10 protein-coding genes are annotated in these 14,283 nt (G+C 51.0%); 6 read left to right on the top strand and 4 right to left on the bottom strand.

Annotated elements, in window-relative coordinates:
* Nucleotides 1-7 precede the first annotated feature (7 nt).
* The 3 genes from DUE52_RS15610 to DUE52_RS15600 all read right to left on the bottom strand — a co-directional run bounded on the left by DUE52_RS15610 (nucleotide 8) and on the right by DUE52_RS15600 (nucleotide 4,632).
* Nucleotides 8-2,491 (bottom strand): hypothetical protein, encoded by a 2,484-nt coding sequence (locus tag DUE52_RS15610; RefSeq protein WP_114406965.1) that lies wholly within the window; start codon nucleotides 2,489-2,491, stop codon nucleotides 8-10.
* Nucleotides 2,492-3,382: 891 nt separating this feature from the next.
* Nucleotides 3,383-4,219, bottom strand: a complete 837-nt coding sequence (locus DUE52_RS15605; RefSeq protein ID WP_114406964.1) for a TIM barrel protein — start codon at nucleotides 4,217-4,219, stop codon at nucleotides 3,383-3,385.
* An 83-nt stretch (nucleotides 4,220-4,302) separates the two neighbouring features.
* Nucleotides 4,303-4,632, bottom strand: a complete 330-nt coding sequence (locus DUE52_RS15600) for a DMT family protein (protein ID WP_114406963.1) — start codon at nucleotides 4,630-4,632, stop codon at nucleotides 4,303-4,305.
* 130 nt (nucleotides 4,633-4,762) lie between these two features.
* Here DUE52_RS15600 and DUE52_RS15595 point away from each other — a divergent pair, with 130 nt between their 5' ends.
* The 5 genes from DUE52_RS15595 (at nucleotide 4,763) to DUE52_RS15575 (ending at nucleotide 12,559) form a co-directional block, all read left to right on the top strand.
* A complete protein-coding gene (locus DUE52_RS15595; RefSeq protein WP_114406962.1) occupies nucleotides 4,763-5,416 on the top strand; it encodes an endonuclease III domain-containing protein in 654 nt (217 codons plus the stop codon).
* Nucleotides 5,417-5,496: 80 nt separating this feature from the next.
* Nucleotides 5,497-6,123, top strand: coding sequence for a phosphoribosylanthranilate isomerase (gene trpF / locus DUE52_RS15590; RefSeq protein WP_114406961.1), 627 nt, complete (start codon nucleotides 5,497-5,499; stop codon nucleotides 6,121-6,123).
* A gap of 144 nt (nucleotides 6,124-6,267) precedes the next feature.
* Nucleotides 6,268-6,783 carry a PspC domain-containing protein gene (locus tag DUE52_RS15585; protein ID WP_114406960.1) on the top strand — a complete coding sequence of 172 codons (516 nt, stop codon included), beginning with the start codon at nucleotides 6,268-6,270 and terminating at the stop codon, nucleotides 6,781-6,783.
* Between the two features lie 6 nt (nucleotides 6,784-6,789).
* Nucleotides 6,790-7,779 (top strand): toast rack family protein, encoded by a 990-nt coding sequence (locus tag DUE52_RS15580; RefSeq protein ID WP_114406959.1) that lies wholly within the window; start codon nucleotides 6,790-6,792, stop codon nucleotides 7,777-7,779.
* 655 nt (nucleotides 7,780-8,434) lie between these two features.
* Nucleotides 8,435-12,559, top strand: a complete 4,125-nt coding sequence (locus tag DUE52_RS15575; RefSeq protein ID WP_114406958.1) for a CotH kinase family protein — start codon at nucleotides 8,435-8,437, stop codon at nucleotides 12,557-12,559.
* Between the two features lie 93 nt (nucleotides 12,560-12,652).
* Here DUE52_RS15575 and DUE52_RS15570 read toward each other — a convergent pair whose 3' ends face one another.
* Nucleotides 12,653-13,891 carry an ABC transporter permease gene (locus DUE52_RS15570; RefSeq protein ID WP_114406957.1) on the bottom strand — a complete coding sequence of 413 codons (1,239 nt, stop codon included), beginning with the start codon at nucleotides 13,889-13,891 and terminating at the stop codon, nucleotides 12,653-12,655.
* Nucleotides 13,892-14,037: 146 nt separating this feature from the next.
* On the opposite strand from DUE52_RS15570, the gene DUE52_RS15565 reads away from it, so the two are divergent.
* The gene (locus tag DUE52_RS15565; RefSeq protein WP_114406956.1) at nucleotides 14,038-14,217 is read left to right on the top strand and encodes a hypothetical protein; all 180 of its coding nucleotides are present in this window, start codon (nucleotides 14,038-14,040) and stop codon (nucleotides 14,215-14,217) included.
* The last annotated feature ends 66 nt before the right edge of the window (nucleotides 14,218-14,283 follow it).

The following is a 14,283-nucleotide window of genomic DNA, read 5'->3' as shown; positions in this document are numbered from 1 at the left end:
ATAACGATTATAATTTACCGGACCAGTCGTAAATATTATAACCACAATTTTTGAAATTATTATTAATCAGAAGTTGTGCTTTTTTACCATCGTTATCAAAGATTCCCATCCAAAGCTCACCTTGAGGATTTAAAACGAAGTTAGGTACATTCCAGGCTTTTACTAAAACATAATCATCTTGTCCATTTGGATCTTTTGAAATACTGGGACCTCTTGAATAACCATTTGGGTGAGTGTGAATGACACCTAACACATTTATCCACTCATTATAAAATTTTACCGATACAGTGTTATTTGGTTCTCTCCGATATTGATAGTAGTCTAACCGAGATTGTGTTTGTGAATTATTAAAATTGGGTAACCAAAGAATCCCTTTATTCGTTATCAAGGCAGCATTTTCATGGTGAGCTACGCCATCCTTAAATGAATCTTCCCACATTTTTTTGAAAACCTCACATTGATTTGCTTTTTTATGTAGTTTCCCAGGCTTCACTATCTTCTCCAACTCCTTCTTCTTGTCCTCGTACGCTTGACTAACGTATGGATTACTTTGCAGAGATGGACCTCCTCGCCCTGGCCCCTCAGTACCTGGAAGAACGCTTGGACGTACACCGTATATAACTACTTCAGGTAAGTTTGAATGTCCCGGGATAATTATAGGGTCTTCACCTAATGTTTCGAAGTCCCAGACGTAAATCCCACCGGTTTTATCCGTACCTCCTACCCCATCTACCAGACCTTCAAGAACAACAGCATCGATATGTGCTGTTTCTTGTGGATCATTCCCACTTCCCGCACATTGAATCGTTTTAGGGCCATTATTCAACGTATAGCTACTGCCCTGTACGCGCAAACTGATCGACTGATTCTGTCCGTTTTTAATCGAAGCCGGAGGAGCAAAGTTAAAACCATGTTGCCCATTCCCTTTGCCAGCATTCAACAAATCCTGACGAAAATTTGCAGCCGAAAAAGTAGACACAACCTGTCCATTTGCCACCACTTCGACGGTTATTGGGGCATTCGGGTTGTTGCGGTCGTAGACCCAACCCCCCAGGTTACCGCAGTCGGCCCCCTCAAAATTGCCTTCGTAATTGCCCCCCGACGGATTGGTGGACGGTGGGGGCGTTGTGGGACCCGGATTAGTCGGTGGGGTGGTTGTTCCTCCGGGACTGCCACTCCCTGCACATTGAATCGTTCGGGGTCCCTGCTCCAGCGTAAAGGAACTACCTTGTACGCGCAAACTGATCGACTGATTCTGTCCGTTTTTGATCGAAGCCGGTGGTGCAAAGTTGAAGCCATGTTGTCCATTCCCTTTTCCCGCATTTACCAAATCCTGCCGGAAATTGGCGGCTGAAAAACTGCCCACAACCTGACCGTTGGCCACCACTTCGACCGTAATTGGCGTATTTGGATTGTTGCGGTCATAGACCCAACCCCAAAGATTGTCGCAGTTAGCACCGTCAAAATGGCCTTCATAATTCCCGTTTGAAGGATTGTTGGCTGGTGGAGGTGTACTCGGAGAAGGATTGGTGGGCGTTGTACCGGTTCCACCCGTATTTCCACTCCCCGCACATTGAATGGTTCGGGGACCCTGCTCGAGTGTAAAGGAACTTCCCTGCACCCGTAGGCTGATCGACTGATTCTGATTGTTTTTGATCGAAGCCGGAGGAGCAAAGTTGAAGCTGTGCTGTCCGTTGCCCTTGCCTGCATTCTGTAAATCCTGCCGGTACTCTGAAGCGGTAAAACTGCCCACAACCTGACCGTTGGCCACCACTTCGACGGTTATTGGCGTGTTTGGATTGTTCCGATCATAGACCCAACCCCAGAAATTGTCGCAGTTGGCACCGTCAAAGTGGCCTTCGTAATTCCCGTTGGCCGGATTGCCGGCACTTGCCCGTGCCTGTCGGTTGCGCACGGGTTCGGCCGAGTTGATGAGCGTTAGGGAAACGCGGGCTTTTTCAACGAAAAGACTGGTCTGGTCGGCATTCGAGTGGCTGCGTAAGAGTCGGAACGTGTTTTCGGCTCCGACCTGGGTGAAGTAGCCGGTTACGGTATACCGGACGAATGCGTTCGAGGGGGAAAGCTCGGTGCTCACTAAATCCGCATAGTCGCCACCGGTGCGGATGAAGCCTTCGGGCAGGAGTAGTTTCAGCCGGAAACCGCCGGAACCCGCAAGGGTGTAGAGCAGTGCTGGCGAGAGATTGAGATACTGAGCCGTAATGGTCAGCTCAATGGGTTGCCCCAGTGCGATTTCGGTTCGACTGGACTTCATGCTAAAACGGATAGGGTCATTATCGAACATCCGGTTTTGTAACCGGGGTGTTTGGTGGGGTCGTAACGGAGGTAGGATCTTCTCGGAACGAGGAGTCTTGTCTCGTTCTTTGTCAATGGGTTCTCCTTTCTTTAAGGCTGTAACCCCGAATAGAGTCATCAAGGCAACAATAAAAACCGCGAATCGGGCCAGCAGCTTGCTTCGTAAAAAGTTGATCATCGTAGATGGTTTGTGGTATGTGCAAGCAATTATAAGACATCAAGCCACATCTATCCAAGCATTTACTGAGAAATATTTTTATGTTTTGTTATATAAAATATTGGTAAAATTATAATTTGTTTACGATGATATAGCTTTGGGAACAACAGATTTTCGTTGGGAGCGAAAGAGGGTACTTAAGGTGTAATGAATGCGGGATCTGGTTAAAAATCGAAAAGAGGATGATCGACTATCTCTGAATAGCCGGTCAGCCTCTTTTCAAATAAAAAAAAGTTTGTAAAACGCTTTCCGCCCCTAAATCCCCTAAAGGGGACTTTTAGCATCCGGAGGGGCCGCGTCCAAGTCCCCTTCAGGGCAGGGCTGTTAAGTGCTTCCGCTTTTCGCCCCTAAATCCCCTAAAGGGGACTTTTAGCATCCGGAGGGGCCGCGTCCAAGTCCCCTTCAGGGCAGGGCTGTTAAGTGCTTCCGCTTTCCGCCCCTAAATCCCCTAAAGGGGACTTTTAGCATCCGGAGGGGCCGCGTCCAAGTCCCCTTTAGGGCAGGGCTGTTAAGTACTTCCGCTTTTCTCCCCTAAATCCCCTAAAGGGGACTTTTAGCATCCGGAGGGGCCGCGTCCAAGTCCCCTTTAGGGCAGGGCTGTTAAGTACTTCCGCTTTTCGCCCCTAAATCCCCTAAAGGGGACTTTTAGCATCCGGAGGGGCCGCGTCCAAGTCCCCTTTAGGGCAGGGCTGTTAAGTGCTTCCGCTTTTCGCCCCTAAATCCCCTAAAGGGGACTTTTAGCATCCGGAGGGGCCGCGTCCAAGTCCCCTTCAGGGGATTTAGGGGCGAAAAGTGCAAAAGCAAAATATATGATGTACTTTTTCTGCACGCTCTATTCCCCCGCCCGCCAAATCAATACGTCAGCTTCGCCAGATAATCAAAGTCATATTTGGCGCTTTCCATGGCGGTTTTGGGGTATTCTTCCTGTTCGACAAAGAAGTACTTCATCCCGGATTTGTCGCTGTTTTTCAACATCTTCACAATGTCGATCTGCCCCTTGCCAAACTCGGTGCTTTCCTTTTTTACCTTGTCCATGTCTTTGAGGTGCCAGAGCGGAAAACGGCCCGGATACTTGGCAAAATACTTCAGCGGGTCGTTGCCGGTCAGGATGGCCCAACCCAGGTCCATTTCCATTTTGACCAGATTGGGGTCGCTTTTCTCAACGAGAATGTCGTAGAGCGGTTTGCCGCCTTTCTTTTCAAATTCGTAATCGTGGTTGTGGTAGGCGAACACCAGACCGGCTTTCTGGCAATCCTCGGCGGATTTGGAAAACGTGTCGGCGCAACGCTGGTAATTGGCGACGGTTTGTCCTTCCGATGGCAGCGACGAACACACCAGGTAGCTTTGTCCGGCTTCGGCGGCCATGTCGACCGATTTTTTCCAGTCCTTGTCGATGTGAACGTGTCCACTGCGGACGTTCATGCCGAGGTCGTGGGCAATTTTTTTGATTTCTTTCGGTTTCAACCCGTAGTAATTCCCTTTGTCGCTGCGGGCCGATTCCAGTTCTTTGTAGCCAATTTTTGCCAGTTGTTTCAGCGTGCCTACGGCGTCGGCCAGCATTTCTTTCCGGACGGTATACAATTGAATGCCTACATTTTTAACTTTAGCGGCTTCCGCAAAAGGGGAATACAGCAAGGCCCCTGCGGCCAGGCTACCGGTTGTTTTTAGAAAATCGCGTCGTGTTGTCATCGGTTTTATAGAATACAGCTTGATCAACTGGACAAAGGAGTGGAGCCGTAAAGTCTACTAGCTGTGCCCCATTCTCCTGCAACCTACCACTTCTTAAACACAAAAAAGACCGCCAGCACAATCAGCGCGAAGCCGACGATGTAATTCCACTTGATTTCTTCCTTGAGATACAAAACCGCAAAGGCGACGAACACCAGCAAACTGACGACTTCCTGAATCGTTTTGAGTTCGAATGCCGTGAATTGATACGAGCCGATGCGGTTGGCCGGCACCGCAAAACAATATTCCACCAGCGCAATGAGCCAGCTAATGAGAATCACTTTCCACAAAGCCTCGCCTTTGTAACGCAGGTGCCAGTACCAGGCGGTGGTCATGAACAGATTGGAAACAACCAATAAAACAACAGTGCGCATCGTCGTATTTCTAGAGCGTTGAAGGCGGTTCTGAACGTTCAGGATCGTTTATCCGCAAAACCGCTGCAAATCTCCGGGAACTTTGGGTGGAAACCATAAACCACCCGGCTTTTTTTGAGTTAAAGACAACGTGAAGCCCAACTTTGATTTGTCACTGGTTCTCAATCGCATTGAGGACGCCATCCGGCCGTATCCGAAAGCCGCCCTATTCGATCTGTTCGAGCGGGGGTTTAACTCGGTGTTTGAACAACTGATCGCGTGTATCATCTCCATCCGCACGCTGGACGAAACCACCATTCCGGTTTCTTTGCGGCTGTTTGCCGTCGCCCGAACGCCCGACCAACTTCTGAAACTCGCCCCGGCTGAACTCGCCACGCTCTTATACGGAACGCAGTACCCCGAACAGAAAGCGTACACCATGCTGGGCATTGCCCGCCGGGCAGTGGATGAGTTTAACGGACAGATTCCCGCCGATTTTGAAACCCTGATTTCGTTCAAAGGCGTTGGGCCGAAATGCGCCAATCTGACGCTGGGCGTGGCCACCGGACAGGCCGCCATCAGTGTCGATATTCACGTCCACCGGGTCACCAACCGCTGGGGTTTGGTCCGAACCCGGCAGCCGGAGGAGACCCTGAAAGCCCTCGAAGAAAAAGTGCCCGTTGAACAATGGATCGACATCAACCGGCTGCTGATGCCGTTTGGAAAGCACATTTGCACTGGCCCATTGCCGCATTGCCCAACGTGCCCGGTGCTGGAATGGTGTGAGCAGGTGGGGGTTCGGTAACAATATTTACCGCTGAACGGGTGGGCAATGCAGAAACCGGATTTACCTTTGCAGCTTCAGATGAAACCGCATCCCCGCGTATGGCTTTAAAAACAGTTGTTAAAATCAGTAATGTAACCAATTTAAGCGACGCCCGGTACTGCGCTGGCATGGGCGTCGATCTGCTGGGGTTTTCCATGGACGAAAACGCGGAGCAGTACGTGGCTCCGGCTACGTTCAAGGAAATTCGTTCGTGGGTGGCCGGGGTACACATCGTTGGGGAGACGGCTTCGATCGATGTTGTGGAAATTGAGCGGTTGCTGGAAGTCTACCAGCCTGACGTCCTCCAGATTGAAGAAGCGGCCCTGTTGCCCTATCTGTCGACCTTCGATTGCCGGATCATCCTGAAAACCGATCTGTCGTTGCTGACGCTCGATCAACTGGAAACCTTCTTTTCGTCCGTCCAATCCGATCAGGTCGATTACTTTCTCCTCGAAAGTAAAGGTGCTGTAAACCTGGATGAGGAGTTGAAGGCGACGCTTAAACCGCTGGCGGCCCGGTACCCGGTTTTGCTCGGCATCGGTTTTGCCCCGGATTCGATCGAAAACGTGCTGACCGACCTGCCGATTCAGGGCATTGCGCTCACGGGGGGCGACGAAGACCGCCCTGGTTCGCGCGAGTTTGGCGAACTGATGGATATTCTGGAGGCCCTGGAAACCGACGACTGAATTATTAGGTTAAACCCGGTAGTATGTATTACCTATTATCAGTCCTGGCGTACTTTCATCCCAATCGGCGTCCATTCTTCCTTTCTTCCTTTTAAGCTACCGAAAACCGCGATACGTTTACAGCGTATTTTAACTAATACGCTCATGACTAAACGCTTAGAACGTCTTCGCGACGAAGCTATGTTAGGCGGGGTAGCCGCCGGACTGGCCCAGTATTTCAACATCGACCGGACCTTGATCCGGGTTCTCTTCGTGGCTGGCTTTTTCCTGCCCCACGTCCCGTCCCTGATAATTTATGTTATCTTGTGGATTGTATTACCGGAACGGGTTTCCGGCTATTATGCGTCGTTTAAAACAGAACCTTTAACTAATCAGTACACCACTATGAATACGAATGAACGCAATGGTAACCTCGTAGGAGGGTCAATTCTGGTCGGAATCGGCTTTCTGTTTCTGCTCGATCGCTGGTTTGATATCAACTTCGGCGATATGTGGCCGCTCATCCTGATCGGGATCGGGGCCTGGCTGATTGTCAAGGACCGGAACAAGAACAATGGCCCGCACAACGACGGCCCGCCGTCCAGCGACCGCTACACCAGCGGATCCGATCCGTACGCCGATCCGTATGCGTCCAACAATCCGCCACAACAACCGCTCTGATCCAACATGAAGCGAACAGGATTATTCTGGGGCATCGCCCTGATCACGCTCGGCGTGGTGTTTCTGGCTCATAATTACGGCTGGTTCTACATCGACTGGAGTTTCTTCTCGCGGTTCTGGCCGGTGCTGATAATTCTGGCCGGGTTGAATCTGATCTTTGCGAAGTCGAATTCGGCTGCTGCGCTGGTAACCACCGTTCTGTTGGCGGTTTCGGTACCGCTGGCCATCGTAGGCATGTTCCACGGAAACCGCTGGGATAACGACCACTACGAATACCGCTACAACAACGATGATGACGACGATGATTCCGATCATAATCGCAATGATGAGGATGATAATGATCGCGATGAAAGCCGACCCCGGGTGCAAACCAGCCACATTGCCGAACCGATGGATTCTGTCATTCAGCAGGCTTCGCTGAAGTTTGAAAGCGGAGCAGGGCGGTTTTACATCGGCGCTCCGTCCGATAGCCTGGTCGAAGCCGATACCAAGATGAGCGTCAGCAAATACAGCATGTCGGTCAACCGCAGCGACGAATCGCGCTCGGCGGAAATTGAACTGAAACTGGATGACGACGAAATCAAGCTGAAATCCGGCGAACTGGTCAATCTGGTGGATTTGCGGCTAAATCCGAAACCCACCTGGACGTTCGACTTTGGCATTGGTGCCGGGCAGGCCAACTTTGACCTGAGTGCCTACGCCGTGAAGTCGGTTAAACTGGGAGCCGGTGCCGCCGACATTGAGATAAAGCTGGGGGACCGCGCGCCCCAATCCGACGTCCGGATCGAGTCGGGCGTGACATCGGTGACCTTGAAGATCCCGAAAACCGCTGGTTGTCAGGTCGAAACACAGGGTGCTTTGACCGTTAAAAAGCTCGATGGTTTTGTCGAAATCGGCGGGGGCGTCTACCAGACCCCGGGTTACGCCGGTACGGCGAAAAAAATAAACATTCATTACGAAGGGGGCGTATCGCGCTTCGAAGTTGAACGGTATTGAGACCGGAAGCCTGGGTTAATTGCTCAGGCTTCGGCCATTCATCAGGTTGTCCGGTAAAAGCCCGCACTTTTACCGGACAACCTTTTTTGTTTTCCGTCAATTTGCCGGGCTTCACCACACAAAGTGCTTTTGTGAGTTGAAAGAAATGAGTAATTATAACTAGTATTTAAATAATGCAGGATTTGATTTTTGTAACGGGAAATTACTTCAAAAAGAATGTTTTAGGGTGTAAAATGCCTGTATTTTAGATAATTATTGTCTGATAACCGGCGTAGTTAAATTGTACTATCAAGTTAACGTATAGACTAATCGTAAAACATGTAAAATATTTATGCATCCGTTTGATAAATAGTGCCTTCATTTGCTTGGATATACTAAAATAATAGTATAAAATCGTTAAATAATTACTTTTTTACCAGCCAGTATGGATAAAAAAAGATGTGTATATACAAATAAATACTTATAAATATTCTATGTTTGTAAAGGCTTTAGCCAACAGGTTAGTGGATTATAGGCATTGAATATCCTTAAGTCGTAACAGGGACGCGGTAAAAAAACTACCGGCTTTTCTGTGTCAAATGGGTGTGCAAGCAAATTTAGCTTGAAGAAGTGAGATGTAATGGATTTGTAGAATAAACCTCCAAACTATTGTTTCATGAAACCCACATATACGCCTGATCGGCTATTGCCTGGTTATTTACTTTGCCTTTGGCTGCTGTGCATTTTAAATGCCACTGCCCAACCCATCACGATTGCGTCGGAAGATTATAAAGTTGACACCGGTCTAAAATTAATTGTTTGTAACCGGATACCGGTTATCCCGTCTTCTCCACAATCTCTGACGCTGGTTTTCGACAAAAATTACACGTATTCCGCAACGGGAGAAGCCTTTCAGGTTGGGAAAGAATACACGCTCGGCAGCACTGCCGGGAGCTACAAACTCTTTTTTACAACCTTCCCCATCATTGCCTTCAACACCAACGGAGTGGCCATCAGTGAAGATGATAACCGCACCAAAGGCACGGTTTCGATCGCCAATCCGGGGAATTCGCCCTTTTCGTCCAGCATGGGCGTTCGGGTCAGAGGCAACACCTCGCGGCTGAATCCCAAAAAGTCCTATAACCTGGAATTGTGGAAAGATCCCGCAGGCAACGAAGAACTTGAAACGTCGCTGTTTGGCATGCGGGAAGACAGCAAGTGGCTTTTTCTGGCCCTCTACAACGAACCCCTGCGCGTCAACAACGTGGCCTCGTGGGCGATTTGGCTAAAAATGCATCAACTCTATTATGCCGGTCAGGAGGCCGGTGCGCTTCCCGGTATCAGGACGCGGTATTGCGACGTGTTTATCAATAATTCCTACAACGGTGTCTATGTCATCACGGAAGATCTCGACCGCAAGCAACTTAAGCTGAAAAAGACGCGCGACAATGGCGAAATCCGGGGAGAACTCTATAAAACGGGGGCTAAAACCGATGCGACCTGGTTTACCAGTGTTTTCAATAACAACCCATTATCGCCCTTTGACAACAATTCGGCAACCTGGTCGGGCTACGAGATGGATTATCCCAAAACGCCTTTTTGGAATAGTTTGTTTGGCATTGCAACATTTATCAATAAATCGACCGATGCGGAGTTTAAAAACCAGGTGGCCGGGAAATTTAAACTGGATAATCTGATCGATAATTTCCTGTTTTTAAATGCGGTGGGGGCGTCGGACGACAATTTTGGCAATAATCAATTTATTGCCCGCTACAAAGAAAACGAACCCTACATTTTTCTGCCCTGGGATTTTGATATAACCCTGGGGAATTATTACGGGTCGGTGGACCCGGTTGGCGAAAACGTGCGGTTCAACGGCTTTTATTACCGTCTGTTAACGCTGAATCCGAACGGTTTTAAAAGCCGCATGAAGAAACGGTGGCTGGCCTTGCGGCAGGGCGACCTGACCAATGCCAATTACAAAAAGAACCTGACTGACAATACGACCCTGCTGACCCATGAAGGGGCCTACAAACGCGAAGAATTGCGGTGGCCCGCTTCGTTGCGCCTGTCGGAACATACGGCCATTCTGAACTGGGTTGACAAACGGCTGACGGTTTTGGACCAGTATTTTGCCGAGTTTCCGGATCAGGATCCTTCCGCCGTGGATGTTACCCTGCTCAATTTTACGGGACAGATTTCCGGAGCGGAAAAAACATTGAACTGGACGACCAGTTCCGAAAAAGACGCCAGCCGGTTTGAAGTCGAATTCAGTGCCGATGCGCTGACGTTTGGCAAGGTGGGAGAGGTGGCGGCATCGGGCAATAGTGTCGTTGAAAAGGCCTACGCGTTCACCCATCCGGATGCGTCCGCCGTGGCGTATTACCGCCTGAAAATTTTTAATATCGACGGACTTTTTAAATACAGTAACCCGCTGTTGATCGGTGCCTGCCCCAGTCCGCCTGCCGTGCCGACGCTAAGCGCCAGTTCGACAGCGATCAATGCCGGACAGAGTACAGTATTGACAGCCGCCGGGTGCGCCCAGACGGTGCTGTGGAACACCGGGCAAACCGGGAGTCAGATAACGGTAAGCCCGGCCACAACGACCACCTATCAGGCCCGGTGCCGGCAGAGCGCCGGATGTGAGAGTGCCTTTTCCAACATCATTACCGTTAAGGTCAACCCCGTAACGGCCTACGATGGCTATCTGAGCACGGCCAGTTGCACGGTCATTTCGGGTTGGGCCTGGGATAGCAAAAAGCCCAATGCGCCGTTGGTGGTGGAGATTCTGGAAGGGCAGAATGTGATCGCCTTTACCGTCGCCGATATTTACCGGTCAGAACTGAAAACCGCCGGGAAAGGCAACGGATTACACGCCTATGCGTTTGAACCGCCTAAAAGTCTGTACGACAACAAACCGCACGTATTGTCGGCCCGGATCAAGGGCAGCACGTTCGCACTCAAGCAGGGACCTAAAACCGTCACCTGTCCACTGACCAACTATGCCCCGCTTGCGCCCACCATTGCCCCCTTGTCGGCGACGGTCAACACGGGTTTCTCGTGGACCTTGCCGATGTTTTTCGACGCCGACTATGGTGCGGTCTACTACAGCCTGAGCGGGTTGCCTGGGGGCTTGTCGTTCGATCCGATTTCACGGGATATTACCGGTATGCCCACGGCACCCGGCACGTTCAATCTGACCTATTCGGCTTCAGATGGCACGGCCACCACGCCGGTTTTGATTTCGCTCGTGGTCAGCACGACCGGTAGTGTGCCGGAACCGGTCAACCAGCACCCGCAACCCCCGGCAATTTCCCCGCTGTCGGCCACGGTCAATGCGGCTTATACCATCACGTTAGCACCCTTTACGGACACCGACCCGCTGACGTATGCGCTGAACGGCTTGCCCAACGGCCTGGGATTCACGCCCGGAACAAGGGTCATTACGGGAACACCAACGGTAAGCGGCCTGTTCAGCCTGACCTATACCGCGACGGATAACCAGTCGGCCAGTAGTTTTTTGATTGTTTCGCTGACGGTTAGTCCGGCGGTTTCCGTACCGCCATCGACAACGGTGACGGGAAATTTTGAAGGCTATCTCGACAAGGTGGAATGCGGCAGCATTCGGGGGTGGGTCTGGGACCGCAACAAGCCCAATACGGCCCTGATGATTGAGTTTTTTGCCAATAATGTCTCCATCGGTACGGTCAATGCGGATATTTTTCGGCAGGATTTGAAGGATGCCGGGAAAGGCGATGGGGCTCATGCGTACAGTTTTACAACGCCTGAATTCCTGAAAGACGGCCAATTGTATGCCATACGGGCGAAAGTAAAAGACTCGGATTACGCCCTGAAAGGCTCCCCCAAAAATCTTACGTGTCCGGGATCTGGCACGGGAATTCCGCCGACAGAAACCGGTAATCAGCCCCCGCAGGCTCCCGCGACGGCTCCTATGTCGGCCACCCTGAATACGGCTTTTTCAGCTACCCTGCCACCCTTCACCGATGCCGATCCGCTAACGTATAGCCTGACGGGTTTGCCGGGCGGGCTGAACTTTACCGGAGAAAGCCGTCAGTTGACCGGCACCCCGCAGGTGAGTGGTAGTTTTAGCCTGACGTATGCGGCTACCGACGGCCAATTGACCACCCGGACTTCCATGCTGCTGGTCGTGAGTCCGTCGGTGCCGGTTTCTGCAACGGTAACGGGTAATTTCGAGGGTTATCTCGACAAGGTAGAATGCGGCAGTATCCGGGGGTGGGTCTGGGATCGTAACAAACCGAATACATCCCTCATGGTTGAGTTTTTTGCCAATGGGGTTTCCATCGGTACGACGAATGCAAACATCTTCCGGCAGGATTTGAAAGATTTGAGAAAGGGGAATGGCGCCCATGCGTATAGTTTTTCGACTCCCTCCAGTGTGAAAACGGGTAGTAGTTTCCAGATCAGTGCGAAAGTTGAAAACAGCAATTACGTATTAAGCTGGTCGCCGAAATCGCTAAATTGCCCGGTAGGGAGCCGCCTGAGTGTGGTGGAGGATTCGGGAGCCGAATCGGGCGATTGGCTGACGGTCTGGCCGAATCCGTCGGACGGTAACTTTGAGATTCGCTATACCCTGGAAGCCGGAAAACCGGGTGAACTGTCGGTGGTCGATGCCGCTGGCCGGGGCTGGTACCGCAAGTCCGTCGAGGGGGTTGGTCCCCAGCGGCAAAAGGTATCACTGAGCGGTGCGCCGGGTGTTTTCTTTGTTCGGTTGCGCCAGGGGACGACGCTGCAAACCAAAAAGATGATAATCGGGAAATAGTTGCTTTTGCCCCGTTCCCCTAAAGGGGACTTTTAGCATCCAGAGGATTCCGCGTCCAAGTCCCCTTTAGGGGAACGGGGCAAAAGCGATAACTTACTTTTTGAAAACCAACGCCTTGATCGGTTGGATTCGCGTGGCCACCAGCGTGGGAAGCCACATCACGAGGGCAATGAGGGTGATCGTGGCGAGGTTCACCAGAGCGATCACCGAAAAATTCCAGGCAATTGGCACCGTGTCCATGTAGTAGTTTTTGGGGTCGAGCGGGATCAGTTCGAAATAATACTGAAGGGCGCAGATGCCAATGCCCAGCAAGTTGCCAATGACCAGACCTTTGATGACCATATTCAGACCCACGTAGAAAAAGACCCGCCGGATCAGGGAATTCTGACTGCCGAAGGCTTTCAACAGACCGATCATGGGCGTGCGTTCCATCATCAGCACCAGCAGAATGGCGACCATGTTGAACCCGGCTACGAAGAGGATCAAAACCAGAAAAATGCTGGTATTCTGATCGAGCAGCATCATCCAGTCGAACAGCGGTTTGTAGGTATCCGTGACGCGCATCGGGCGCATGTCGGGCGAGGCTGCATCGCGAACCCGACGGTAGGTCTCATCGATGTGTTTGAAATCGTTGACGAAAATCTCATACCCGCCCACCGAATCGGCTCCCCAGTTGTTGAGTTGCTGAATCAGTCGCAAGTCGCCGACGATCATCACATTATCGCCTTCTTCGAGGCCCGTATCGTAAATGCCTGACACCTGCAGTTTGCGGGGCCGCAGGGTGTTTCCGATAAAATACATGATCACATCCTTGCCGACGCCGAGTTGAAGCCGTTCCGAAATCCGCTTGCTGATCAGGATCTGGCAGGAATAATTCGGATTACACTGCGCGCTGTCGTTGAAAAACCGGGGCAATTGGCCGGCCACCAGCGAACTCTGAAACAAACTCCAGTCATATTCCCGGCCAACGCCCTTCAAAACCGCCCCCGAAAGTTCGTCGGCGGTTTTCAGCATCCCGGCTTTCGTGGCCACGGCCTGAATGTGGCGGATGCCGTCGATGGTTTTTGCCTGCTGGTAGAGGGGCGTCTGAAGCGGCAGGGGCGTTTCTTCGTACGAATTGTTCAGGGAGAATTTAGAGACGGTAATGTGCGAGCCGAACACAAAAATCTTCTGCTGAATCCCGTACTTGTAGCCAAACAAAACCGCAAAGGCCACGATGATGCTGGCCAGTCCGATGGCAATGCTGGCAATACCAACTTTGGTAACGGTCGCTGAAAAACTCGTTGTGGGCGTATGACGAATGCGCCGGGCAATAAAAAACGGAACGTTCAAGCGAAAAGATTTTAAGGATCAGGGCCCGTTTCGGCAAATTGGTTTCCTCTATTAACCGAAAAACGGCGAACCTGGAGACGGTTTTCTATAAAATAATAAATGTAATGGATACGAGCGGGACTACCTAATCAGCCTATTGAGGAATTTTGCTTGTTCGCCGGGAGTTGGGAAGCCAATCAATTTCGGAAAATACAGAACTGGTTCAGCAACGTTTTATCCTGACTACCCAGCGGTATGCCGTCGAGGTGGACCGGGAGATTCAAGGGGAAGCGATGGTGTCGATCTGGGAGGATGGGGTAAAGGGGGTAAAGCAGGTTGGGGAATAGATCAGGGTAGGAAAAGGGGAGCTTTACCCTCTTTCCGATCGTTCCTTTTTTTCGAGCAACGACGAT

Origin of the sequence: Larkinella punicea (assembly GCF_003334855.1) — a bacterium.
GTDB classification, from domain to species: Bacteria; Bacteroidota; Bacteroidia; order Cytophagales; family Spirosomataceae; genus Larkinella; species Larkinella punicea.
This window is presented reverse-complemented; position numbering and strand designations above follow the sequence as displayed.